The following is a 21,996-nucleotide window of genomic DNA, read 5'->3' as shown; positions in this document are numbered from 1 at the left end:
CGCTTCCCGCTTCTCCTCCGGACGGTGGCTCACCATGCCCTTCGAAGACGACCTCGGCGCCGCGCTGAGGCAGACAGGCGACACCTTCAGCACCGACAACCGCGCCCTTGCCGCGGCCGGCCTGGCCCAGGGCCGCAGCGTCCACCGACGCCGTACCGTCGCCGTCGTGGGCACGGTGGCCGCCGTGGCGGCGGCGGTGGTGACCGCCGGTCTGGTCGTACCGGGCGGCACGGCACGGGAGGTGAGGCCGGCGAACCCGAGCACGCCCGACGCGACGAGCCGCATCGACGACGACAAGCGCAACGGGAACGACGGCAGCAAGGACAGCAGCAAGGGCGACAGCGACGGCAACGACAGCGGCGCCACCCTGGACGATTCCCCGCATTCGGAGTTGTTCACCGTCCTGCGGCAACTGCTTCCCGAGGGCACGATTTTCAGCGGGCTGGCCTCGGACACGGAGAGCGTCCCGAACACGGGGGCGTCCGTCGTCCAGGCCGTCTGGGACGACGGCCACGGCGCCTCGACGATCTCCGTCAACCTCAGCCGAGTCCAAGCCGGGCAGAGGCAGGACGAGTGCCCCGACCTCGCGCTCATGAAGCCCGGCACGACGTGCAAGCGCACCGAACTCCCCGGCGAGGCCGTGCTCGTCGTGATCAAGGGCTGGGAATACCAGGACAACCGCAAGGGCCCCAAGGACTGGCGGGCGATCCTGACCACTCCCGACGGCCGTCAGATCCAGGCCGACGAATGGAACGCACCGGCACAGAAGGGCCGGCCCACCACCCGGGAGAACCCTCCGCTGAGCGCCGCCCAGCTCGGTGACCTCGTGCTCTCCGCGCGGTGGGACAGGTTCTTCTCCGACATCCCCGAGGCCCCGGACCAGCCCACGCAGCCCGGTGCCGGCCCCGGGCTGCCGAGCTCCGCGAAGATCATGGCCCTGCTCAAGGACGTGCTGCCCAAGGGGCTGGAGGTCACCGTGCCGCCCGGCCAGCGCGGCCGGTACGTCCACCTGACCGTGGACGACGGCAACGGGGCCACCTTCGTCGAGGTCGACTTCCAGCAGTGGGCACCCGACGAGGTGGACGACCCGATCTTCGCGCAGGCGACCGTACTCCCCGACGGGACGAAGCTGGTCAAGCGCAGCGGCGCGGGGGACAAGGGCGGCGCCGGCATCGTGCGGTGGACCGCCGACACCATCCGTCCCGACGGGCTGCGGGTCGCCGTCACGGCGTTCAACTCGGACGGCTACCACCGCCCCGTGACCCGGGAGGTGCCCGGCGTCAGCATGGACGAACTCGTGAAGGCCGCCACCGATCCCCGGTGGGCGGAGCTCAAGTGATCACCTGGGCGGCCCACGCCGGGGGGCCGCCCGCCCCGGGGTCGGTTAGCGTCGCGGTGGCCCCACGGGATTGACCGACTTCCTGCTGACGGGGCGGCACCAGGCCTAGAATCCCCAACTGTTGCACCGTGAACCGACCCGTTCAGGGGGAGCGCGTATGTCCCAACTCCCGTCCAGGCGTGCCATGTTGCGGACGGCGGCGACGGCCGCCGGCGCCGTGGTCGTCGGCTTCGACCCGATCGGCAGGAGCTGGGCCGCGGCGGCGACCGCCGCGGACCGTGCGGACGACGCGTTGGTGGGGCTGCCCCACCTGGACGGGACGCTGCTCACCGACGACGCCTCGCTCGGCGCCGCCGCGGACGACTTCGGGCACATCGTGCACCGCAGGCCGGTCGCGGTGCTGCGGCCGGGGTCGGTGGACGACGTCGTCGCCATGGTGCGCTTCTGCAACCGGCACGGGCTGAAGGCGGCGCCGCGCGGCCAGGGCCACGGGACGTCCGGCCAGGCGCAGGTGGACGGCGGGCTGGTCGTCGAGACCACGCCGCTGGCGCGGATCGGCCCGGTCGGGCCGCGCAGCCGTACCGTCACGGTCGGCGCCGGGGCCAAGTGGAGCGACGTCACCAGGGCCACCCTCGCGCACGGCCTCACGCCGCCCGTGTTCACCGACTACCTCGAACTCTCCGTCGGCGGCACGCTGTCGGTGGGCGGACTCGGCGGCCAGAGCCACCACCACGGCGCGCAGGTCGACAACGTCACCGAACTGCAGGTCGTCACCGGCGCGGGCGAGCTGGTGCGCTGCTCCCCGTCGCGCCACCGGGACCTGTTCGAGGCGGTGCTGGCGGGCCTGGGCCAGTGCGCCGTCATCGTCTCCGCCACGCTGCGCCTGGTGAAGGCCCCGACGACGGTCCGGCACTATCTGCTGCCGTACCACGACCTCGGCACCTTCCTGGCCGACCAGCGACTGCTGGTCACCGACGGCCGGTTCGGCTACGTCGAGGGCCAGGTCGTCCCGGACGCGAACGGCGCCTTCCGCGGCTACGTCCTGGAGGCCGTCTCCTACGACGCCGCGCCCGACGACGCCGCGCTGCTGGCGGGGCTGCACCACGACGCCGCGGGTGTGCAGACCGAGGACCTCGGCTACTTCGACTTCCTCGACCGGCTCGCCCCTTCGGTGGCGGCGCTCAAGGCCGCCGGCCTGTGGGACTTCGCCCACCCCTGGCTCAACCTGCTCATCCCGGGCGAGAAGGCGGCCACCGTGGCCGGCGGCATCCTCGACGCGCTCACGCCCGCCGACCTCGGCCCCGGCGTCGTGCTCCTCTACCCGCTGCTGCGCGAGCGCCTGCACCGGCCCCTGCTGCGGGCCGGCCGGGACCCGGTCCCGTACCTGCTCGCCGTGCTGCGCACCACCCCGCCGCAGGACACCGCGACGGTCGACCGCCTCCTGGCCGCCAACCGGACCGCGTTCGAGGCCACCCGGGCGGCCGGCGGCACGCAGTACCCGGTCGGCTCCGTCCCGTTCGGCCGTGCCGACTGGCGCGTCCACTTCGGCTCCGCGTGGCCCGCCCTGGCGGCGGCCAGGCGGCGCTACGACCCCCGGGGGATCCTCGTTCCCGGTCAGGGCATCTTCTGAAGCGGACCGCCGGCCCGTAAGGTCCCCCCATGGGGAGACACATCGCGTTCGAGCGACTGCACAACTTCCGTGACATGGGCGGCTACCGCACGGCCGAGGGCCGCGCGGTGCGCTGGGGGCGGCTCTACCGTTCCGACGCGCTCTCGAAGCTCGGGGGCGCGGATCTGGAGCGGTTCACCGGCCTCGGGGTGCGCACGGTCATCGACCTGCGCTACCCCTTCGAGATCGAGGCCAAGGGCCGTGTCCCGGAGGCCACCGGGGTCGGCTACCACAACCTCAGCATCGAGCACCGGCCCTATGACCAGACGACGTTCGGGCCGGAGGTCGAGACGACCGCCTTCTACGCGCGGCTGCACGCGGAGGTCGCCGCGGACGGCGTCAAGGAACTGGCGCGGGCGCTGGAGCTGATCGCCGCGGAGGGCAGCGGACCCCTGGTCTTCCACTGCGCGGCGGGCAAGGACCGTACGGGGCTGCTGGCGGCGCTGGTGCTCGGGCTGCTGGGGGTGCCGGAGGAGGACATCGTCGCCGACTACGCGCTGAGCGAGCTGGCGACCGCCCGTCTGCTCGCAGACTGGACGGCGGCCAACCCGGAGCGGAGCCTGCGCTGGCCCGGCTGGGGAAGGGCGCCCGCCGACGCGATGAGGATCTTCCTCGCCGGCCTGGCGGCCGAGCACGGTTCCGTCGAGGGGTACGCCCGCACGCGACTCGGCACGGACGACGCCCTGATCGCCGCCCTGCGGGAGGCACTGCTCACCGACTGACCGACGGCGGATCCCGGGACGTGCAACCTTTTGGTTGCGCGATGCGGTCTTACGTGCAACCCTGGGGTTGCACGCAAGGCTGTCCGGCTGTCCAGCGACGGAGGAACCATCATGAGCACCCAGACCCCGGACCGGATCGAGCGGGAGATCGGCATCGCCGCTCCGGTCGAGCGCGTGTGGGACGTCCTGACCCGGCCCGAGCACATCGGCCGCTGGTTCGGCGAGGACCTGGGGGGCGGCGGCGCGCCCGCGGAGGTGGACCTGCGGCCGGGCGGCGCCTTCGTGATCGACCACGGCTTCGGCGCCTACCCCAGCCGCATCGTGAGCGTGGAGCCGCCGCGCTACTTCTCCTACCGCTGGGCCACCGCCTTCCCCGGCGAGGAGGCCGCGGAGGGCAACTCCACCCTCGTCGAGTTCACCCTCACCGCCGACGGGGACGGCACCCGCCTGCGGGTCGTCGAGAGCGGCTTCGCGGCCCTCGACATCCCCGAGGAGCGCATCCCGTACGCCGGGTACGAGAGTCACACGCAGGGCTGGGCGGACGTCACGGCCGGACTCGCGACGTACGTGGAGAAACTGCCCGCATGACGCAGACCCGCACCGGCGGCGAGGAGGACGTCTTCGCCGCGCTGGCCGACCCGATGCGGCGGCGCATCCTGGACGCCGTCGCCGAGCACGGCGACGCCACCGCCACGGTGCTCGCGGCCGAACTCCCCGTGTCCCGCCAGGCGATCGTCAAGCACCTCACCGTGCTCGACCACGCCGGGCTCGTCGCGGGGCGGCGCGCGGGCCGCGAGATGCGGTACGCCGTACGGCCCGAACGGCTGGTCGCGGCGGCGCGGTGGATGGACCGCGTCGCCGCCCGCTGGGACGCACGGCTGTCGGCCATCAAGCGCCTTGCGGAGGAACCCGCAGCGCGGGACCCCGGTGCAGGCTGACCGCCGCGAGCGGGGAGAGACCGCCGGACGAGTTCTCCGGCTCGCGGAAGGCGACACCGTCTCAACCGGGCGATACGCCGTGGGACACGGCCGCCGGCGGGAGCCGTGCCCGGCGCGCGCCCTGAGGTCCGCACGGGCCCGCCGGCGGAACCCGCGTGGTGAAGGGGCCCGCCGGAGAGGGCGGGGGAGGGGAGTGCCATGATCGGGGCGTCGACGCCCGTTCCGGCCTCAGGGAGGCGGCCCCCGTGCCCGAGCAGCACTTCGATCCCATGCCCGAGGACTGGCAGCGGGCGCTCGCCGTCGTCGCCCACCCCGACGACCTGGAGTACGGCGCCGCCGCGGCCGTCGCCCGCTGGACGGACGCCGGCCGCGAGATCGGCTACCTCCTGGCGACCCGCGGCGAGGCCGGCATCGACGGCATACCCCCCGAGGGCGCGGCGCGAATACGGGAGGCCGAGCAGCGCGCGAGCGCGAAGGCGGTCGGCGTGGGCACCGTCGAGTTCCTCGAGCACCGCGACGGCGTGATCGAGGAGGGTCCGGCCCTGCGCCGCGACATCGCCGCCGCGATCCGCCGGCACCGCCCCGAGCTGCTGATCACGTTCAACCACCACGACACCTGGGGCGGCACGGTCTGGAACACCCCGGACCACCGGGCCGTCGGCCGGGCCGCCCTCGACGCCGCGGGTGATGCCGGCAACCGTTGGATCTTCCCCGAACTCGCCCGGGACGAGGGCCTGGAACCCTGGGGCGGCATTCGCTGGATGGCCGTCGCGGGATCGCCGTACCCCACGCACGCGGTCGAGGTCGGCGACACCGACGTCGAGCGGGCCGTCGCGTCCCTCGCCGAGCACCAGGCGTACATCCGGGCGCTCAGCGACCGGGAACCGGCCGAGTACGCGCGCGAATTCCTCGGCAGCACCATGGAGATCGCGGCGCGGCGCTTCGGGGGCCGTCCGGCGGTGGCGTTCCAGCTCTACCCCCGGTAGCGGCCGGGCGGGGCGGCCGGGGCCGCCCGCCTCAGCCCGGGACGAGCAGGTCGATCCCGTAGGCCGCAACCGCCAGGCACGCCGCGAAGCACAGGGCCGCCACGGCCAGGGCCGCCTTCTCCTGCCCGTCGCGCGGCTGCCCGTCGCGCGGGCCGCTGCCGGCGCGGCCCCAGGCGGCGATGCCCAGCGAGAACATCACCACGACGGCGATGGTGATACCGAGGCTGGCCCCGAACACGCTGCCGAGGTTGCCCCACTTGACGTCCATGCGGATCCCCTCCTCACCGCTACCGGGCCGACTGGCCGGCGGGGCTCGGCTCCGGCGCACCGGGCCGCGTGTCGTTGACGTTGTCCGCGTTCACCGGGCGGCGCCGCGACAGCAGGTACAAGCCCGCCGCGGCGACGACCGCCACACCCGCCACCAGCGCGACGCCCAGGTCGCCGTGGTCCGCGACCCAGGCCGCCACCCCGCCCACGGCCGCCGCCGCGGGGAGCGTCAGCACCCAGGACACCGCGATCCGCCCGGCGACTCCCCAGCGCACCTGGGCGAGCTTGCGACCCAGGCCGGCGCCCAGGATGCTCCCGGTGCAGACCTGGGTGGTGGAGAGCGCGAAGCCCATGTGCGAGGAGGCGAGGATCACGGAGGTCGCGCTGGTCTCCGCGGCGAAGCCCTGCGGGGTCTGGATGTCGGTCAGCCCCTTGCCCATGGTGCGGATGATCCGCCAGCCGCCCATGTACGTGCCCAGCGCGATCGCCAGCCCGGCGCTCAGCACCACCCACCACGGCGGGCCGGCACCGGGTGCGAGCAGGCCCCCCGAGATGAGCGTCAGCGTGATGACCCCCATCGTCTTCTGCGCGTCGTTGGTGCCGTGGGCGAGCGCCACGAGCGAGGCGGAGCCGACCTGGCCGGCCCGGAAGCCCCGCTTCACCTTGTCGCCCCGGGTCCGTCTGGTGATCACATAGGCCAGGTAGGTGGCCAGCATCGCGACCACACAGGCCACGACCGGTGAGGCGACCGCCGGGATGACGATCTTCTCCAGGACCTCGCCCGCGTTGACGGCGGACGCGCCCGCGCCCACCCAGACCGCGCCGATGAGCCCGCCGAACAGCGCGTGCGAGGAACTGGAGGGCAGGCCGAGCAGCCAGGTGGCGAGGTTCCACAGGATGGCCCCCACCAGCCCGGCGAAGATCATCGCGGCGGACACCCTGGCGTCGTCGACGATGCCGTTGGAGATGGTCTTGGCGACCTCGGTGGACAGGAAGGCACCCAGCAGATTCAGCACACCGGCCACGGCCACGGCGACCCGGGGCGAGAGCGCGCCCGTGGCGATCGACGTCGCCATGGAGTTCGCCGTGTCGTGGAAGCCGTTGGTGAAGTCGAAGGCGAGCGCCGTGACGATGACGATGACGATGAGAAAGGAGACAGTGCCCACCGCGTACCTCCCACCGGGGTGCGGTGCGGTTCACGGGCCCCCCGTACCGACGGCGGCTCGGGATTCCAGGCTAGGCGAGGTGCCGGTGGTCCGCATCGCGCGGCCCGCCTTCGGGGGCGGGCCCGGGTAAAACCCTTGGCGCGACGGCGGACGCGGTGGGCAGGATGCCCGCATCATGGAGAACACCGAGATGCCGCGCCGGATGATCAGGGCCGCGTACACCGACGACACCGTGACGGTCTATCAGGCGTACCGCCCCGGGATCGGTGATCACGCCGCGCTCCACGGCCGCTTCCCGGAGAGCTGGAGCCGCTCCCGGATGACGTGGATCAAGCCGTCCTTCCTGTGGATGATGTACCGCAGCGGCTGGGGCCGCAAGGAGGGGCAGGAGCGGGTGCTCGCCCTCGACATCAGCCGCGACGGCTTCGGCTCGGCGCTCCGTCAGGCCTGCCTGTCCCACTTCGACCGCTCGGTGTACCCCGACCGCGAGACCTGGGCCGAGCGTGTGCGCGGCACGCAGGTCCGCGTCCAGTGGGACCCGGAGCGCGACCTCTCCCTGCGTCCGCTGCCGTACCGCTCGCTGCAGCTCGGGCTCACCGGCCGGGCGACGCGCGACTACGCCGACCAGTGGATCGTCGGGATCCGGGACGTCACCGGGCTCGCCCACCGCGTCCACGAGCTCGTGCGCTCCGGCGACCGCGAGGCCGCCGCCGCGCTGCTGCCGCGGGAGCGGCCCTATCCGCTCGACGAGGAGACCGCCGCCGTGATCGGCGCGACGACGGAGCCTAGCGGCCGTCCAGCTCCGTGATGAGCCGCTTCGGGGCGACCACGCGGTAGCTCTCCTCCACCCAGTCGCACAGCACCTCCACGGCGGGTGCCTCCCCGGTGAGGGGGACGCAGACCCAGCCTGCCCTGCCGAGGCCGTAGCCGGAGGGCTGGGCGCCGGGGACCGACAGGGCGTGCTCGTGGAGCTGGGGGTCCTTGAGCTTGACGTTGATGCCGGGCGGGTGGCTCCCGTCGCCGACGCCGAGGAAGACGAAGACCTTCTTGTTGACCTTGACGACGCTCTCTCCCCAGGGGAACTCCTCGGCCGAGCCGGGCAGCGTGAGCGCGAAGGCGCGCACCTTCGCGCGCACGGCGAGCGGGTCGTGGTCGGTGGTCACGGGGCCTCCCCGGGCGGAAGCGGACGGCGGTCGACGGGCACGCGTACGCCCGATGGTAGGCCGGTGCCGGCCCCCTACCGGGGCAGGTGGGCCCCGCGACGCGCGGGGCCGGTCGTACCGTGCGGTTCAGCGGATTCTGGCGAGGAACCCAGGCTGTCAGGATCGCGTTGGGGAATCTGCAAAACGGTGCCGCCGGCTTGCTGGGGTTGGCATGGTCGTTCTGTTCGTCGGAGCGAAGGGTGGGGCTGGGTGTCTCTGGAGTCTCGAGACGACCGTGGGGTGCCGGAGCTGACTGCTCGGGTCGTGCGGGCGTCGTTCCCCAAGGGGACACTGGCCGTCCGTGTACGTGAGGCGCTCGGTCCGCTGTTTGCGGACCAATCTTTTGCTGAGGCGTTTTCGTCACGGGGGCGGCCGGCTGTTTCACCTGGGGCGCTGGCGTGGGTGTCGGTGCTGCAATACGCCGAAGGGCTCACCGTTCGGCAGGCCGCTGACCAGGTGCGGGCCCGTATCGACTGGAAGTTTCTGCTCGGCCTGGAGCTGGACGACCCGGGGCTTGATTTCTCCGTCCTGAGCGACTTCCGCGCCCGGCTGATCGGACATGGACTCGAGGAGCACGTTCTAGACCTGGTCCTGGCCAGGTGCTCCGAGCTCGGGTTGCTGCGTGCTGGCGGTCGGCAGCGCACCGACTCCACCCACGTCTTGGCCTCGCTGCGCCCGCTATCACCGGCTGGCGCTGATTGCGACCGGCTGGTGCCGGGGCACCGTGGCAACTGCAGCCTGGGTCGGGCTGGTTGTCAGTGTCGAGGGGTACGGTTCAACGCGTGAAGATCGTCGTGCAGGTGAAGGCGCTGCCGACCGCTGAACAGGCGGTTGCGATGCGCTCAACCCTGCGCGCGTGCAATGACGCGGCGAACTGGGTGTCGCAGGTCGCGTTCGATCGGGGTTTGCCGCGCGAGTACGAGCTTCGGAAGCACACGTACACCGAGCTCAAGGCCCGCGGTCTGGGTGCCCAGTCGGCGCAGCACGTCATCAAAAAGGTCCGCGACGCTTACACAACGCTCCACGCGAACATCAAGGCCGGAAATCTGGGGAAGTCTGGTTCGAAGCGCAGGGTGAAGGCAGAGGCGAAGCCGATCACATTCCGGTCGGAGGCCGCTCAGCCGTACGACGAGCGGTGCCTGACCTGGCAATACGATGCCGAGACTGTGTCCATCTGGACCACGGCTGGCCGGCTCAAAGGCGTCAGGTTCGTGGGCAGCGCAGACCATCTGAAGACCCTGCGGGAGTACCGCAAGGGCGAGTCTGACCTCGTGGAACGCGACGGCGAGTTCTACCTCCTCGCAACCTGCGAGATTCCCGAGGCCGACCTCAACGACGACCCGGCTGGGTTCCTCGGCGTGGATCTCGGCATCGTGAACATCGCAACCACCTCAGACGGCAACGTTCTCGCTGGCCGACGGCTGAACCGGTATCGGGCGCGGCAGGCAGATCTACGAGCCAAGCTGCAGAAGAAGGGCACCAAGTCGGCGAAGCGCCTGCTGAAGAGGCGCGCCCGCCGTGAACGGCGGTTCGCCGCTGACACCAATCACGTCATCTCTAAACGCATCGTGGCAGAGGCTGAACGCACCTCCCGTGGAATTGCCCTGGAAGACCTGGGCGGGATCCGCATGAGGGCTCGGTTGAGAAAGCCCCAACGAGTCGCGGTGCACAGCTGGGCGTTCGCCCAGCTCGGACAGTTCCTGGCATACAAAGCACGCCGCGCCGGCGTGCCTGTGGTCTTCGTCGACCCGGCATACACCAGCCAGACGTGCTCCGAATGCCAGTACACAGACAAAAAGAACCGGGCCTCACAGGCCCGGTTCCAGTGCAGGTCGTGCGGCGTCGTTGCGCACGCAGACCTGAACGCTTCCCGCAACATCGCCCGCAAGGGTGAGACTGCGTGGACTGCGGGGCGTCAGTCACGCGTCCCAGCCCCCGCCTAGCAGGGGCATAGATGCGGGAGGTCCCACGGCCGCCAGTCGTGTACCTACCTGCAAGCCAGGTCCTTCAGGGCCGGGTCAAGTTGACGAGCAGTACTGCGCCTGCTTGCCGATGGCGCGGTACATGCAGTCCGCGTTCTCCAGGAGCAGCAGCACCGCCTCGCGGTTGCGGCCGGTCTGGGCGGGGATCACCTCGTCGGGCGGGTAGAAGCCCGAGGAGCCGTTCGGGCCGGGGTACATCTCGAAGGTGTACGCCCAGACCCCTTGGTTCGCCCAGAGCCAGTCGATGATCGACCCGTCGGTGATGTAGAGGTCGCTGGACTGCTCGGGGGTGTAGCCGTTGGTGGCCGCCATGGTGCGGCCGAAGGTGGCGAAGGTGTTGTACTGGTCGGCCGTCATGCCGGTGGTGGTGTTCGCGGTGGTGTAGCCGAAGGGCCACAGCACGAGCTGACTGTAGGTGTGGAAGTCGATGCCCGCGGTGATCTGCTGCCTGCCGCCGACGACCCGGCCGCGTACGAAGTCCGCGACGAGCCTGACCTCGGGTGCGGACTCGGCGGACGCGCCCCGGTAGGTCTCGCTCGACTTGGTGCCCGAGGAGCCGCCGCAGCAGCCCCAGCGGTAGTTCCAGTTGCGGTTGAGGTCGGTGCCCACGGCCGAGGAGCCGGAGTTGGGCTGGCGGTTCTTGCGCCAGCTGCGGTAGGAGCCGCTCGCTATGTCGTACTCGCCGCCGTCCGGGTTGAGGTCCGGGATGATCCAGATCTCGCGGGAGTCGACGATCCCGGCGATGCGGCTGTCGGTCGCGTAGCCGTCGCCGAACTGGTGCAGCAGGTAGAGCGCCATCTCGACGGTGAGGTGCTCACGGGCGTGCTGGTGGTGGGTGAAGAGGACCTCGGGCTCGGCCTCGTCGGTGCCCACGTTGTCGCTGATCTTGACGGCGACGATGTTCCGTCCGCTGTAGGAGGTCCCGATGACCTGCTGCCGCATGATGGCGGGGTGCGCGGCGACCAGGGCGTTGATGTCCGCGGTCATCTCCGCGTAGTTGTGGTAGCCGGAGTCGGAGCCGGGGAAGTCCAGCAGCGAGGCGTCGCCTTCGGCGCCGCGGCCGACGGCGCTCGCCGCGGGCGGGGCGGGGAGTGCGGTGAGGCGGTAGCCCGCGGAGCGCAGCGCGGCGGCCTGGACGGCGTTCGCGGTGACGACGGTGGAATGGCTGCGCGCCGCGTCGATCGACACACCGTGGGCGGCGAGCGCCGTACGGGCGGCGACGGTGCCGGTGCCGGCCACCTCGTACTGCCGGACGACTTCGTCGGCGGCGGCAGCGACGGGACGGCCGCCCGCGGTGGACGGCGAGGCGTCGGCCTGTACGGCGAGCGAGGTGGCGAGGGCGCAGGCGAGCAGCGCGGCGGTGACCGTCGCCCGTCTGCCGGTCCGGGGGATGCGCATGGTCGTCCTCCTGGGTGTGGGGGTGGCGCAGGAGTTCGAACCGATCGTGCGAGCATGGCATGATCGCGTCAATATGGAATGCCTGCTTCGATGGTGAACGCCCGGAATCCACCGCTGCATTGGCCGATGGGCCCTGCCTGCGGCGGGTTCTGCGGTGCCGGTACGATCGGGCCGATGCCCGGGCGTAGCGCAGAGGCAGGCGCACCGCCTTGCTCAGGCGAATCACGCCGGTTCGAATCCGGCCGTCCGGGCAGCGCAGGCACACGGGCCCGTAGGGCAGAGGCAGACCCGCCGCCCTCTCAAGGCGGATACGCCGGTTCGAATCCGGCCGGGCCCCCGATAGGATCATCGCAATGCCCGGATGTAGCGCAGAGGCAGGCGCCCCTCCCCTCAAGGAGGGATCACGCCGGTTCGAATCCGGCCGTCCGGGCAGCCGGGGGCACATGGGTCCGTAGCGCAGAGGCAGGCGCCGCCGCCTCGGCAAGGCGGATACGCCGGTTCGAATCCGGCCGGACCCACCGGACGGGGCCGGAGGACGGGCAGGGGCAGTGGGGGACACGGGCGGCATCACGGAGGCGGAACTCGCGGCCTTCGACGCGGTGGTCGGCAGGCTGCGCGAACTGCCCGTGGACGACCCGGTACGGCTGCGCGCCGAGCAGGTGGCCGCCTCCTTCGCGCGTGACGGACGGCTGCGGCGCAGGAAGACCCGGCGTGAGGACCGCGCCACCGCGGACGCGGAGGTCGTGGCGGCCACCGCGACCGGTGCGCGGGAACGCCGCGAGGATGCACCCCTCGACGAGACCCCGGCGGGCGGCGCCGCGGGGGAGTTCGCCAGGCCCCGCCGCTGCTACGTCTGCAAGTCCCCCTACCGGCGGGCGGACGCCTTCTACCACCTGCTCTGCCCCGACTGCGCCGTGGACAACACCACGCGCAGGCGGGCCCGTACCGACCTCACCGGCCGGCGTGCGCTGCTGACCGGCGGTCGCGTCAAGATCGGCTTCCAGTTGGCCCTGATGATGCTGCGGGACGGCGCCGAACTCCTGGTCACCAGCCGCTTCCCACAGGACACGCTGCGCCGCTTCACCGAGGCGCCCGGCAGCGAGCGGTGGCTCGACCGGCTCACCGTCGTCGCCGTCGACCTGCGCGACCCCCGCCAGGTCGTCGGCCTGTGCGAACGGCTCCGCGAGACCGGTGAGCCGCTCGACATCCTGGTCAACAACGCGGCCCAGACCGTCCGGCGGCCCCCCGAGTCGTACGCGGCCCTCACCGCGGGCGAACGCGCGCCGCTGCCCGCCGGGCCGCGGGCCGGGGCGATACTCACCGCCCCCGGCTTCGGAACCGTCCACGCGCTGCCGGCCGCGGCCGGGCCCACCGCCGAACTCTCGCTGGCCGAGACCGACGAGGCCGGGCTGCTGCCCGACACCGCCCCCGAGAACTCCTGGTCGGCGGAGCTCGGCGGCCTCGACCCGGCCGAGGTGCTGGAGACCCAGCTCGTCAACTCCCTCGCCCCCGCGCTGCTCTGCGACCGCCTGCTGCCCCTGCTGCTCGCCTCGCCGCGGCCGCGCCGCTACATCGTCAACGTCACCGCCGTCGAGGGCCGCTTCGCGGTGCGCAACAAGACCGCCGGCCATCCGCACACCAACATGGCCAAGGCCGCCCTCAACATGCTGACCCGCACCAGCGGGCCCGCGCTCGCGGCGCAGGGCGTCCACATGTGCAGCGTCGACACCGGCTGGATCACCGACGAGAACCCGCTGCCGAAGAAGAACCGGCTGGCCGGCCAGGGCTTCCGCACCCCTCTGGACATCGTGGACGGCGCGGCCCGGGTCTACGACCCGATCGTGCGCGGAGAGGCCGGGCACCCGGTCTCCGGCGTCTTCCTCAAGGACTACCGGGAAGCCGAGTGGTGACATGACGGACGACCGGCCGCCCCACGCGGGTGTCCCCGCGGTCGTGCCGCGCCCGCGCGCCGACCTCGAACCGCTGCTGGACTGGCTGCGAGGCGGAGAGGGCGCGGCCGAACGCCGGGACTTCCCGGCCGGGACCGCGCTGCCCGACGGGCGCCTCGACCTGTGCAAACAGGCACTGGGCCCGGAGGGGGCGGCAGCCGTCGCCGAGGCCCTGCGCCAGGCACCCGCCACCGGTGCCGTACGCCACCTGCTGCTCGGCACCGACGGGCTGGGCGACTCGGGTGCCGCCGCCGTCGCCGAACGCACCCAGGGCACCGGTGTCGAGACGCTCTACCTGGGCTGCAACGGCATCACGGCGGGCGGCGCCTGCCGCATCGCCGACAATCTGCGGGCCTCGCCCCAGGCCGTCACCGGGGTCTGGCTGAAGCGCAACCCGCTCGGCGGCGGCGCGGGTGAGGCCGGCGCCGGACTCGTTGAGGCGGCACGGTCGCTGCGCACCCTGGACCTGGTGCAGACCGGACTCGACCCTGCGGGCCTCGCCGTGCTGGCCGACGCGCTCGTCGTCGCCGCCCGCTCGGGACGGGCCGTGGAGCGGCTGTTCGTCGGCGGCAACGCCCTCGGCACGGCCGGCGCGGCCTGCCTGACGACCCTCCTCACAACGGGAGCGGTCGCCGAACTGTACGTATCGGCAGCCCGACTCGGCGACGCGGGCGCCCTCCTGCTCGCCGAGGCCCTCGCCCGGGCGCCGTACGGCCGGCTCACCCGGCTCTCGGTGGCCAGCAACGGCATCGGGCCGGCGGCCTGCGCCCGCCTGGTCGCCGCCGCGACGGCCGCCGGAGTGGAACTCCTCGACCTCGGGCGGGTCAAGGCCGCCCGGGTCCTGGACGCCGCGGACAACCGGGTCGACACCGAGGCGGCCACCGAGATGGCCGCGGCCCTGGGCTCGGCGCCGCACCGGCTGACCCATCTCGTACTGGCCCACACCGGAATGCGCAGCCGGGAGGCGCACCGTCTGCTCGACGCCGCACCGGCGGCGGCGACCGCGACCCGCTACGTCCTCGGCAAGGGCGTCGCGACCAGCGTCCGTCGGCGGCTCGACGCGCTCAGCGCGCACCTGCCGCCGCCGGCCCTGCCGCCGGACGTGGCCGCCGTGCGCAGCGTCCACCGCACCCCACGCTGATCAGCGGGGCATACGGGCGAAGGTCTCGATCCAGAAGCGCTGTGCCTGCTCCGAGGCGCCCACCAGGTAGGTGGAGCGCAACTTGGGCGGCAGCAGCGCCACCAGCCGGGCGACCGCCTTGCGGTGCCGCTTGAGCTGGGACAGCTCCGCGTTGGCGAGCACCTGGTGGACGATGTCGCTCTCGTCGTTGCCCTCCCCGGACTCCTCCCGGGCACGTCGCAGCCGTGCCTCCCACGCGTCCACGTCCCGGGCCAGCTCGCGCAGCCCGGTCACCGAGCGGTTCGTGAGCCGGTCGACGAGCGCGGTCAGCGGCACCGGGGCGTACTCGCCGTCGCCGAGGTAGACCGTGGCCATCTGCAGCGGCAGACCGCGCTGGTGGAGCTTGATCAGCCGCTCGATGGTGCGCTTGGTGATCCAGGCGCGGCCGTCCTCGTCGATGTCGTGCTTCCACCACTCCAGCACCGTCTCGGCGAGAGCGCCGTACCGCGCGATCAGCCACTCGTTGGCCGGGATGTCGCCCGGCTCGACCGTGAGCGAGGCCGTGAAGCGGGTCGCCTGCGCGATGTTGTTGCGTGACACCATCAGCCGGCGGCCCAGATGGTACGGCGGGTTCTGCACCGCTATCTGGGCGCGCAGGTTCTCGATCCGGCGCCCCGCCAGCGACCACTCCTGAGTGATCTCCATCAGCTTGGCGAACGCGGCCTTGTCCTTGGGCCGGTTGTACTCGTCCCAGACGATCGCCTTCGGCTCGCTCCCGGTGAACTTCTGTGCCAGCAGGGTGTCCAGAGAGCCGTCCCGGTCCGGGACGGGCGCGCACAGGTCCTCGACGTTGGTGACCGGCAGGGAGAAGTACAGCGGGTCACGGCCGAGGTCCTCGCGCAGCGTCTCGCGCACCACCTCGGTCTTGCCGCAGCCGGGAGGTCCCTGGAGCAGCACCGTCCACCGGTTGCGCAGCGCCGCCCGCACCACCGAGCGCACCGGGTCCGGCACCGTCGCCGGGTTGGGCACACCGAGCTCCGCCGCGATCCGGTCCAGGATCTCCGGCGTCCGGTCCTGCCCGGGGCCGCCGTCCGGCCGGGGCTCCGCCAGCCGCAGCCGCTCGCCGTTGACCAGCGGCAGCCCCCAGCGCAGCGGGAACCCCTCCCGAGCGTTGGCGAGGACATGGTCGAGGGTGCGCGGGGAGAGCAGCTCGCGTACCGCCGGGCCGAGCGAGGCCCACAGGGCGAAGACCCCGTTCAGGTCCCAGTCCCGGTACTTCTCGGCGAGCTTCCGCCGCCAGGCCGTGTCGTTGGCGGTGACCCGCACCGTGACCATGCGGTCGAGGACGGCCAGGTCGCCGCGCCGGGCGGCCGTCTCCGACAGCGACTCGTTGTCGCTGAGGAACACCCCGATGCAGCCCAGCTCCCGCAGGTCGTACTCGCCGAGCGTCCAGTTGCAGGCGACCTGCATCAGCTGCGACTGGATCGTCTCGCCGGCCTGCAGCGAGTCGTCGATGAGCAGCACGAACGGGCGCCCCGGCCGCAGCCCGCTCATCACCAGCTGACGCAGCACCAGTTCGTCCGTGTGCGGATCGCGGACCGGCGCGTTCACCAGGAGGTCGTCCGGGGTGAGGTTGGCGGCCGGCACGTAGACCAGTTCGGCATCCGGGTGGGCCTCGGCGACGTGCGAGAAGAACGTCGAGGTCTTGCCGATGCCGTGCTCACCGAAGACCTGTCCCGTCTGCCCCATGTCGATCATCGCGTCGATGAACGACTCCAGCCGGGAGGCCTCCGGGCGGCCCTCGGGCGGCCGTGGATAGGTGGCGTTGGCCCGCCAGGGCCGGGGGCCGGCCGTGGTGGTCGCCGCGGTGGTCGCCGCGGTCGTCGTCGCGGTGCTGGTCATCTTGCTCCCGTCGTCACGCGGTGGCAGGCCATGGGCGGGGTGTGGGCGTCGGGCCAGTCGTCGCCGCCCTCGGTGATCAGCCATATCCACGTGTCGGGCTCCTGCGGCGTGATGTGCGGGGCGTAGCCGTCGGTGAGCACGATCACCGCGTCGGGGCGCTCCTCGAAGCGCCGTCCCTTGACCTCCGTACGCCCCTCGACGTAGTCGGCCACGGCCTGGAAGCTCGTGCCCCCGCCGCCGTACACCCGCTCGCCGGGGACGAAGGGCATCACGACGCCGTCGAAGGAGAGCCAGTGGGCCTCCACGCCGTCGATCCGCCCGACGAGCTCGGTCAGCCAGGTGATGACGGAACCCGGCATGGACCCCGAGGTGTCGTAGGCGATGACCAGCACCTTGTCGCGGACCGGACCGCGCCGCGACAGCATCGGGTCGTGGCCGAGCGCCGCCAGCAGCGCACCCCGCTTCTTCGGGTAGACCAGCCGCTCGCCTTCCCGCAGCTTCGAGGCGACCACGTCGACCAGCCACCGCTGCCACCAGTCCACCCGCCGGGTCCTGACGGTCTCGCCGCGCAGCGCCCCGGCGCCCAGCTGTCCCCACAGCCGGGCCGTGCGCTCCGAGGCGCCCTCGGTGCGGCCCATGAGGTCCAGCAGTTCCCGCTCGGCACCGGTGTGCCCGCGGCGCGCGGCCAGCAGCGAGTTCAGCAGGGACGAGGAGACCAGGGCGTCGACCGTCCCCTGGTCGCCCGGCACGCCGCCCCCCTCGAGGTGGACGCACAGGGACGTCGGGGGCACCGGCGGGTGCTTCATCCGCTTGAGCTCGGTGTAGACGCCCATGTCGGTCTCGACGAACTCCTCGTAGGGCAGCGGTGAGAGCCCCTGCTCCGTCAGATCCCGCTCGTAGGCGGCGTGGACCTCGCGCGGATCGACTCCCGTCGGCCGTCCGTCCCGCTGGGGCAGCGCGTCCCGCCGCAGCCGGACCAGCGCCACATGGTTGATCGCCACCTCCGCCGCGGTGGAGAAGACCGGGTCCTCGCGCAGCACGGGCTCCGCCAGCAGATGCCGGTGCACCACGTGCCGGGCCTCGTGGAAGAGGACGAACTTGACCCCGTCAAGCCCCAGGTCGACGAAGAACCCGGGGTTGTACAGCAGGAGCACCGAGCCGTCCCCCGAGGCCACCACCGCCGCGGTGTCCACGGCCGTGGTCGGGATCTGGTGCGGGCACTTCGCGTACAGCCACGACGCGACCGCCGACTCGGTCAGCCCGAAGTCGAGCAGCGCGGCCTCCTTCAGCCGCTCCGCCTCCGCCACGACGTCCGGATCCGCCGGACGCCAGCGCTCCAGCGCCCGTCGGTCGGCGAGGTCGACCACGGGTCGTCGTGTCCGCTCGTCGAATCCCATGTCCGCCCCCCGATTTCGTGCCCCGACTCCTCCGGCCTCCCCGGTGACTCAGTGTTACCAGAGGCCACTGACAACGGGCCTTCGGCCGTCTCCCCGGCGCTTCCCGCGATCGCCCCCGCCGTCGTGGCGAGTTCCGGCAGCGTGCCCGTGAACGTCGGCAGGAGCTGCGTCAGCACCGCCCACGCCTCGGTGTTCCCGCCCAGTTCCGCGCGCACCAGCGGCCGCAGCGCCTCGGCCGCCTCCGCCAGCCGCAGCGGGAACGCCCAGCGGCCCATGGCCAGGACGCGCAGCACGTCGCGCGCCGGACGTGTGCCGGTCGCGTACACCGCCGGGCCGTCCACGACGCCCGCGTCACGGAGCCGGTTGGTGAACTTGCGGTGCGTGCCGAACTGCGTGCGCAGCGCCGGCGGGCAGTCGGGGCGGATCGCCAGCGCCCAGCGGGCGTATCCGGGCAGCGGTTGCTCGCGGTCGGCCCCGGCCACCGCCGCCCAGTCCTCCCGGCCCACCAACAGCGCGGCGGCGCGGCCCTGGGACATGCCGGTGACGGCACGCAGCACGGCGGTCAGCGCCTCCGGGCCGGACGGCTGCGCGAGCTCCGGCGCCGGATAGTGCGAGAGGTCCGCGGGAACCTTCAGGCGGCGGGAGCGATCCGGTCCGTACGGGACACCGTTGATGATGTCGTAGCGCATACGGTCGTCGGCACGCCAGTGGTGGTACACCAGCGTGTTGACCCGGGGATCGTCCTCCTGCAGCATCCACCAGAGCACCGACACCGGCAGGCCGTGCCACCACGGGCCCCACGGTACGTGCTCCGGCGGCTTCGCGGCCGCCGCCGGATCCACCTCCGGGACCCCCGTACGGCTCCGCGCACGCGCGGCGGACTCCGGGTCGACGAGACCCAGCAGGAAGCCCAGTTCGCCGGCGGACACCGCCTCGTTCAGCATGCCGGGATCTTCTCACCCGCCACGGACAGGGGGCGACTCAGATTCCGCGGCGCAGGACCCCGTCCAGGACCGCCGACCACTCGCGCACGATGCCCGCGCGGCGCGCGCCGTCGTCGCTCAGCAGGTTCGCCAGACCCAGCCCCCGCGCCATGTCGAGGGTGGCCTGCACCGTCTCCCGGACCCCGGTCACCGACTCGTCCGCGCCGAGCATCTCCACGGCGAGCCGGTGCGCCTCCCGGCCGATGCGCGACTCCAGCGCCGTGACCCGGGGCCGCAGTTGCTCCTCGTTCGCCGCCGCCACCCACAGGTGCAGGGCCGCGCGGAAGATCGGCCCCGTGTAGAGGTCGACGACCATGCCGACCACGGCGTGCGTGCGCGGCACGCCCTCGCGGGGGAGGGCGTGCGCGTGCTCCCGCAGGGCGACCAGCCACTGCTCGGCGACGAACTCGATCGCCCCGGTGAACAGGTCCTCGCGGGTGGGGAAGTGGTGCTGCGCCGCGCCCCGCGACACCCCCGCCCGCTCCGCGACCACCGACACCGTGCTGCCCGCCCAGCCGCGTTCGGCCAGGCAGGCGACGGCCGCCTCCAGCAGCCGCTGCCGGGTGGCGCGGCTGCGGTCCTGCTTGGGCGTACGGACGGTGGCGCTCACAGCGCCCATGGCGCGGCCCGCCGTTCGAGGAAGGCCCGCATGCCTTCCGCCGCCTCGGGCGAGCCGAACAGCCGGGCCGACCGCTCGACCAGCGCCTGCGCGTCGCGGTCGAAGACGCGCAGCACGGCGGCCGTCGTCAGCGCCTTGGATTCGGCGAGCCCCTGCGGAGACCCCGCCCGCAGCCCCGCGAGGATGCCGTCCAGCGCCTCCTCCGGGGCCGCCACCAGGCCGGTACGGACGGCCTCCGCGGTGTCGAAGACCTGCCCCGTCAGGTAGTGGCGGGCGGCGGCCCGGGCGTCCATGCGCGGCAGCACCGTCAGCGAGATGACGGCGGGGGCGAGGCCGAGCCGCGCCTCGGTGAAGGCGAAGCTCGCCTCCGGCCCCGCCACCGGGACGTCACAGGCCGCCAGCAGCCCGAGTCCGCCCGCGCGTACATGGCCCGTCACATGCGCCACGACCGGCTTGGGCAGTTCCACGATCGCCCGCAGCAGCGCCACGAGCCGCCGCGGCCCCTGCGGCGACGCCGCCTCCTTCAGGTCCGCGCCCGCGCAGAAGGTGCCGCCGGTGTGCGTGAGCAGCACCGCCCGCGTGGCCGGGTCCTTGCCGGCGTGGGCCAGCGCGTCGGACAGCTCGTCGACCATGCGTGCGGACAGCGCGTTGCGGTTGTGCGGGGAGTCCAGCGTGAGCGTGGTGATCCCCCGGTCGTACGCGCTCCGCACGCAAGGTGCCGCGGCGTCGTCGGTCATCAGGCGGTTCCCCTTTCCCGGGCGCGCAGCTCACGCCGGAGGATCTTGCCGCTGGCGGCCCTCGGTATCGCGTCGGTGAACTCCACCCGGCGCACCTTCTTGTACGGGGCCACCTGCGCGGCCACGTGCGCCATGACGTCGTCGGCGGTGAGGGAGGCCCCCTGCTGCGGCACCACGTACGCCTTGGGGATCTCGTTGCCGTCCCCGTCCAGCACGCCGATGACCGCGGCGTCGGCCACCCGCGGGTCGGTGAGCAGCACGGCCTCCAGCTCGGCGGGCGGCACCTGGTAGCCCTTGTACTTGATCAGCTCCTTGACCCGGTCGACGACGTGGAGCCACCCGTCGGCGTCCACCCGGCCGACGTCGCCGGTGTGCAGCCAGCCCTCCTCGTCGATCATGGCGGCGGTCTCCTCGGGCCGTCCCAGGTAGCCCTTCATGACCTGCGGGCCGCGGATGAGGATCTCCCCGGCGCCCTCGGCGCCCTCGGCGGCCGCGTCCTCGCCGAGCGGGACGATGCGCATCTCGGTGCCGGGCAGCAGCTTGCCGACCGCACCGGGCGGCGCGTCGCGCGCGTCCAGCGGCACCACGTGCGTGCCGGGGGAGAGTTCCGTCATCCCGTACGCCTGCAGGATCGGCGGCAGCCCCAGCCGCTTGGAGCAGGCCTGGGCCAGCTCCGCGTCGAGCGGCGCCGCCGAGCACAGCACGTACTCCAGCGAGCTCAGGTCGTGCGCGGCGACCGCCGGGTGCTTGGCGAGCGCCAGCACGATCGGCGGGGCCACGAACAGCCCCTGCACCCGGTGGGTCGCCACCGCCTTCAGGAACTGCTCCAGGTCGAAGCGCGGCAGCACCACGACCGTGGCGCCCTTGCGCAGCGGGGCGTTCATGAGCGCGGTGAGCCCGTAGATGTGGAAGAACGGGAGCACAGCCAGGATGCGGTGCCCGGGTCCCATCGACAGCGTCGGGTCCAGCTGGGCGAGGTTGGTGGCGATGTTGCGGTGGGTCAGCATCACGCCCTTGGGCACACCGGTGGTGCCCGAGGAGTACGGCAGCGCGGCCACGTCCTCGCCCGGGTCGAAGGCGATCTCCGGCTCGGGGGCCGTGGAGCCCAGCAGGTCCAGGACAGAACGGTGGCCCTCGGCGCTGTCGCAGACCAGGATCTCCCGTACGCCGCCCGCCTGTTCGGCGGCCTTGCGGGCGGTCTCCAGCAGCGGTGAGACGGTGACGATCCACGAGGCGCCGCTGTCCCGCAGCTGCCGCGCGAACTCCTCGGCGGTGGCGAGGGGATGCACCGTGGTGACGGCCGCGCCGGCGCGGGTGGCGCCGTAGAAGACCGGCGGGTAGGCGATGGTGTTGGGGCTGTGCAGGGCGAGGACGTCGCCCTTGCGCAGGCCGGACTCCGCCAGCGCCGCCGCGATGCGGCGGGTGAAGGAGTCGAGCTGCGCGTAGGTGAGCGTCGTGCCCTCCACCCCGTCGACGAGCGCGGGCCGGTCGCCGAACTCGGCGGCGTGGCCCAGTACGGCCTCGTGGATCGGCAGGTCGATGGCGGGAACCGCGGGGTACTCGCTGTGGAACACGGCCGGCTGTGCCATGGCCGTTCCCCCCTCCTCGGTAGGACGTGCT

Annotated in this window: 20 protein-coding genes, 4 tRNA genes and 1 pseudogene; 15 read left to right on the top strand and 10 right to left on the bottom strand. The window is 72.8% G+C overall.

All coding sequences use genetic code 11. From position 1 onward, the window contains the following. Nucleotides 1-34 precede the first annotated feature (34 nt). The 6 genes from OIE69_RS09165 to OIE69_RS09140 all read left to right on the top strand — a co-directional run bounded on the left by OIE69_RS09165 (nt 35) and on the right by OIE69_RS09140 (nt 5,654). Nucleotides 35-1,339, top strand: a complete 1,305-nt coding sequence (locus OIE69_RS09165; protein WP_326571446.1) for a hypothetical protein — start codon at nt 35-37, stop codon at nt 1,337-1,339. A gap of 157 nt (nt 1,340-1,496) precedes the next feature. Then, nucleotides 1,497-2,969 (top strand): FAD-binding protein, encoded by a 1,473-nt coding sequence (locus OIE69_RS09160; protein ID WP_326571445.1) that lies wholly within the window; start codon nt 1,497-1,499, stop codon nt 2,967-2,969. A gap of 29 nt (nt 2,970-2,998) precedes the next feature. Then, a complete protein-coding gene (locus OIE69_RS09155; RefSeq protein WP_326571444.1) occupies nt 2,999-3,730 on the top strand; it encodes a tyrosine-protein phosphatase in 732 nt (243 codons plus the stop codon). Between the two features lie 111 nt (nt 3,731-3,841). Continuing rightward, nucleotides 3,842-4,318, top strand: a complete 477-nt coding sequence (locus OIE69_RS09150; protein ID WP_326571443.1) for an SRPBCC family protein — start codon at nt 3,842-3,844, stop codon at nt 4,316-4,318. Further along, entirely contained in the window at nt 4,315-4,668 is a 354-nt protein-coding gene (locus OIE69_RS09145) for an ArsR/SmtB family transcription factor (protein ID WP_326571442.1), read from the top strand. Before OIE69_RS09150 ends, OIE69_RS09145 begins: the two co-directional genes overlap by 4 nt. Before the next feature lie 269 nt (nt 4,669-4,937). Continuing rightward, nucleotides 4,938-5,654 carry a PIG-L deacetylase family protein gene (locus tag OIE69_RS09140; protein ID WP_326581065.1) on the top strand — a complete coding sequence of 239 codons (717 nt, stop codon included), beginning with the start codon at nt 4,938-4,940 and terminating at the stop codon, nt 5,652-5,654. Nucleotides 5,655-5,685: 31 nt separating this feature from the next. Here OIE69_RS09140 and OIE69_RS09135 read toward each other — a convergent pair whose 3' ends face one another. Both OIE69_RS09135 and OIE69_RS09130 read right to left on the bottom strand, forming a co-directional pair. Beyond that, nucleotides 5,686-5,922 (bottom strand): hypothetical protein, encoded by a 237-nt coding sequence (locus OIE69_RS09135; protein ID WP_326571441.1) that lies wholly within the window; start codon nt 5,920-5,922, stop codon nt 5,686-5,688. Nucleotides 5,923-5,941: 19 nt separating this feature from the next. Then, nucleotides 5,942-7,087: an inorganic phosphate transporter gene (locus OIE69_RS09130; RefSeq protein WP_326571440.1), complete on the bottom strand. Its 1,146-nt coding sequence runs from the start codon at nt 7,085-7,087 to the stop codon at nt 5,942-5,944. 175 nt (nt 7,088-7,262) lie between these two features. Between OIE69_RS09130 and OIE69_RS09125 the strand changes: the two genes are divergently transcribed. Next, on the top strand, nt 7,263-7,895 hold the full coding sequence (locus OIE69_RS09125) for a DUF4291 domain-containing protein (protein WP_326571439.1): 633 nt from the start codon (nt 7,263-7,265) through the stop codon (nt 7,893-7,895). Here the strand turns inward: OIE69_RS09125 and OIE69_RS09120 are convergent. Further along, complete coding sequence (locus OIE69_RS09120) at nt 7,873-8,250, bottom strand: MmcQ/YjbR family DNA-binding protein (protein ID WP_326571438.1); 378 nt, start codon at nt 8,248-8,250, stop codon at nt 7,873-7,875. The two genes, OIE69_RS09125 and OIE69_RS09120, sit on opposite strands and share 23 nt — an antisense overlap. Nucleotides 8,251-8,499: 249 nt before the next feature. Between OIE69_RS09120 and OIE69_RS09115 the strand changes: the two are divergent. Beyond that, nucleotides 8,500-8,973 (top strand): annotated as a pseudogene (locus tag OIE69_RS09115) (transposase); the annotation flags it as partial. 98 nt (nt 8,974-9,071) lie between these two features. Further along, nucleotides 9,072-10,232 (top strand): RNA-guided endonuclease InsQ/TnpB family protein, encoded by a 1,161-nt coding sequence (locus tag OIE69_RS09110; protein WP_326571437.1) that lies wholly within the window; start codon nt 9,072-9,074, stop codon nt 10,230-10,232. Nucleotides 10,233-10,307: 75 nt separating this feature from the next. Here the strand turns inward: OIE69_RS09110 and OIE69_RS09105 are convergent, their stop codons facing one another. Further along, on the bottom strand, nt 10,308-11,669 hold the full coding sequence (locus OIE69_RS09105; RefSeq protein WP_326571436.1) for a M14 family metallopeptidase: 1,362 nt from the start codon (nt 11,667-11,669) through the stop codon (nt 10,308-10,310). 178 nt (nt 11,670-11,847) lie between these two features. Between OIE69_RS09105 and OIE69_RS09100 the strand changes: the two genes are divergently transcribed. The 6 genes from OIE69_RS09100 (at nt 11,848) to OIE69_RS09075 (ending at nt 14,759) form a co-directional block, all read left to right on the top strand. Beyond that, nucleotides 11,848-11,920 (top strand) — tRNA-Ser (locus tag OIE69_RS09100). Nucleotides 11,921-11,934: 14 nt separating this feature from the next. Beyond that, nucleotides 11,935-12,006, top strand: a tRNA-Glu gene (locus OIE69_RS09095). A 20-nt stretch (nt 12,007-12,026) separates the two neighbouring features. Next, nucleotides 12,027-12,099 (top strand) — tRNA-OTHER (locus OIE69_RS09090). A gap of 15 nt (nt 12,100-12,114) precedes the next feature. Beyond that, a tRNA-Ala gene (locus OIE69_RS09085) sits at nt 12,115-12,187 on the top strand. Between the two features lie 30 nt (nt 12,188-12,217). Beyond that, nucleotides 12,218-13,579: an SDR family NAD(P)-dependent oxidoreductase gene (locus OIE69_RS09080; RefSeq protein ID WP_326571435.1), complete on the top strand. Its 1,362-nt coding sequence runs from the start codon at nt 12,218-12,220 to the stop codon at nt 13,577-13,579. A gap of 1 nt (nt 13,580) precedes the next feature. Beyond that, entirely contained in the window at nt 13,581-14,759 is a 1,179-nt protein-coding gene (locus OIE69_RS09075; RefSeq protein WP_326571434.1) for a leucine-rich repeat domain-containing protein, read from the top strand. On the opposite strand, the gene OIE69_RS09070 is transcribed toward OIE69_RS09075, so the two are convergent. From OIE69_RS09070 to OIE69_RS09045, 6 genes are read right to left on the bottom strand one after another with little or no spacing between them, the layout of a single operon-like run. Next, entirely contained in the window at nt 14,760-16,640 is a 1,881-nt protein-coding gene (locus OIE69_RS09070) for an AAA family ATPase (RefSeq protein ID WP_326571433.1), read from the bottom strand. It lies immediately after the preceding gene. After that, a complete protein-coding gene (locus OIE69_RS09065; protein WP_326571432.1) occupies nt 16,637-18,037 on the bottom strand; it encodes a DUF2201 family putative metallopeptidase in 1,401 nt (466 codons plus the stop codon). The genes OIE69_RS09070 and OIE69_RS09065 overlap by 4 nt, the downstream gene beginning before the upstream one ends. After that, complete coding sequence (locus tag OIE69_RS09060; protein WP_326571431.1) at nt 17,926-18,981, bottom strand: hypothetical protein; 1,056 nt, start codon at nt 18,979-18,981, stop codon at nt 17,926-17,928. The genes OIE69_RS09065 and OIE69_RS09060 overlap by 112 nt, the downstream gene beginning before the upstream one ends. A 37-nt stretch (nt 18,982-19,018) precedes the next feature. Next, nucleotides 19,019-19,639, bottom strand: a complete 621-nt coding sequence (locus OIE69_RS09055; protein ID WP_326571430.1) for a TetR/AcrR family transcriptional regulator — start codon at nt 19,637-19,639, stop codon at nt 19,019-19,021. Further along, a complete protein-coding gene (locus OIE69_RS09050; RefSeq protein WP_326571429.1) occupies nt 19,627-20,376 on the bottom strand; it encodes an enoyl-CoA hydratase family protein in 750 nt (249 codons plus the stop codon). The genes OIE69_RS09055 and OIE69_RS09050 overlap by 13 nt, the downstream gene beginning before the upstream one ends. After that, nucleotides 20,376-21,965 carry a 4-coumarate--CoA ligase family protein gene (locus OIE69_RS09045; RefSeq protein ID WP_326571428.1) on the bottom strand — a complete coding sequence of 530 codons (1,590 nt, stop codon included), beginning with the start codon at nt 21,963-21,965 and terminating at the stop codon, nt 20,376-20,378. Before OIE69_RS09045 ends, OIE69_RS09050 begins: the two co-directional genes overlap by 1 nt. Nucleotides 21,966-21,996: the final 31 nt, after the last annotated feature.

The sequence above is a fragment of the Actinacidiphila glaucinigra genome, assembly GCF_035918135.1.
Lineage (GTDB): Bacteria > Actinomycetota > Actinomycetes > Streptomycetales > Streptomycetaceae > Actinacidiphila > Actinacidiphila glaucinigra.
Note: the sequence above shows the minus strand (reverse complement) of the source record. Positions and strands in the feature narration are given on the sequence as shown.

Bases quoted from the DNA above. Each gene is read 5' to 3' on its own strand.
- OIE69_RS09145 (WP_326571442.1), top strand. From the start codon at position 4,315: ATGACGCAGACCCGCACCGGCGGCGAGGAGGACGTCTTCGCCGCGCTG.
- OIE69_RS09105 (WP_326571436.1), bottom strand. From the start codon at position 11,669: ATGCGCATCCCCCGGACCGGCAGACGGGCGACGGTCACCGCCGCGCTG.
- OIE69_RS09045 (WP_326571428.1), bottom strand. From the start codon at position 21,965: ATGGCACAGCCGGCCGTGTTCCACAGCGAGTACCCCGCGGTTCCCGCC.
- OIE69_RS09050 (WP_326571429.1), bottom strand. From the start codon at position 20,376: ATGACCGACGACGCCGCGGCACCTTGCGTGCGGAGCGCGTACGACCGG.
- OIE69_RS09075 (WP_326571434.1), top strand. From the start codon at position 13,581: ATGACGGACGACCGGCCGCCCCACGCGGGTGTCCCCGCGGTCGTGCCG.
- OIE69_RS09135 (WP_326571441.1), bottom strand. From the start codon at position 5,922: ATGGACGTCAAGTGGGGCAACCTCGGCAGCGTGTTCGGGGCCAGCCTC.
- OIE69_RS09160 (WP_326571445.1), top strand. From the start codon at position 1,497: ATGTCCCAACTCCCGTCCAGGCGTGCCATGTTGCGGACGGCGGCGACG.
- OIE69_RS09060 (WP_326571431.1), bottom strand. From the start codon at position 18,981: ATGCTGAACGAGGCGGTGTCCGCCGGCGAACTGGGCTTCCTGCTGGGT.
- OIE69_RS09070 (WP_326571433.1), bottom strand. From the start codon at position 16,640: ATGACCAGCACCGCGACGACGACCGCGGCGACCACCGCGGCGACCACC.
- OIE69_RS09065 (WP_326571432.1), bottom strand. From the start codon at position 18,037: ATGGGATTCGACGAGCGGACACGACGACCCGTGGTCGACCTCGCCGAC.
- OIE69_RS09165 (WP_326571446.1), top strand. From the start codon at position 35: ATGCCCTTCGAAGACGACCTCGGCGCCGCGCTGAGGCAGACAGGCGAC.
- OIE69_RS09125 (WP_326571439.1), top strand. From the start codon at position 7,263: ATGGAGAACACCGAGATGCCGCGCCGGATGATCAGGGCCGCGTACACC.
- OIE69_RS09150 (WP_326571443.1), top strand. From the start codon at position 3,842: ATGAGCACCCAGACCCCGGACCGGATCGAGCGGGAGATCGGCATCGCC.
- OIE69_RS09055 (WP_326571430.1), bottom strand. From the start codon at position 19,639: ATGGGCGCTGTGAGCGCCACCGTCCGTACGCCCAAGCAGGACCGCAGC.
- OIE69_RS09140 (WP_326581065.1), top strand. From the start codon at position 4,938: ATGCCCGAGGACTGGCAGCGGGCGCTCGCCGTCGTCGCCCACCCCGAC.
- OIE69_RS09155 (WP_326571444.1), top strand. From the start codon at position 2,999: ATGGGGAGACACATCGCGTTCGAGCGACTGCACAACTTCCGTGACATG.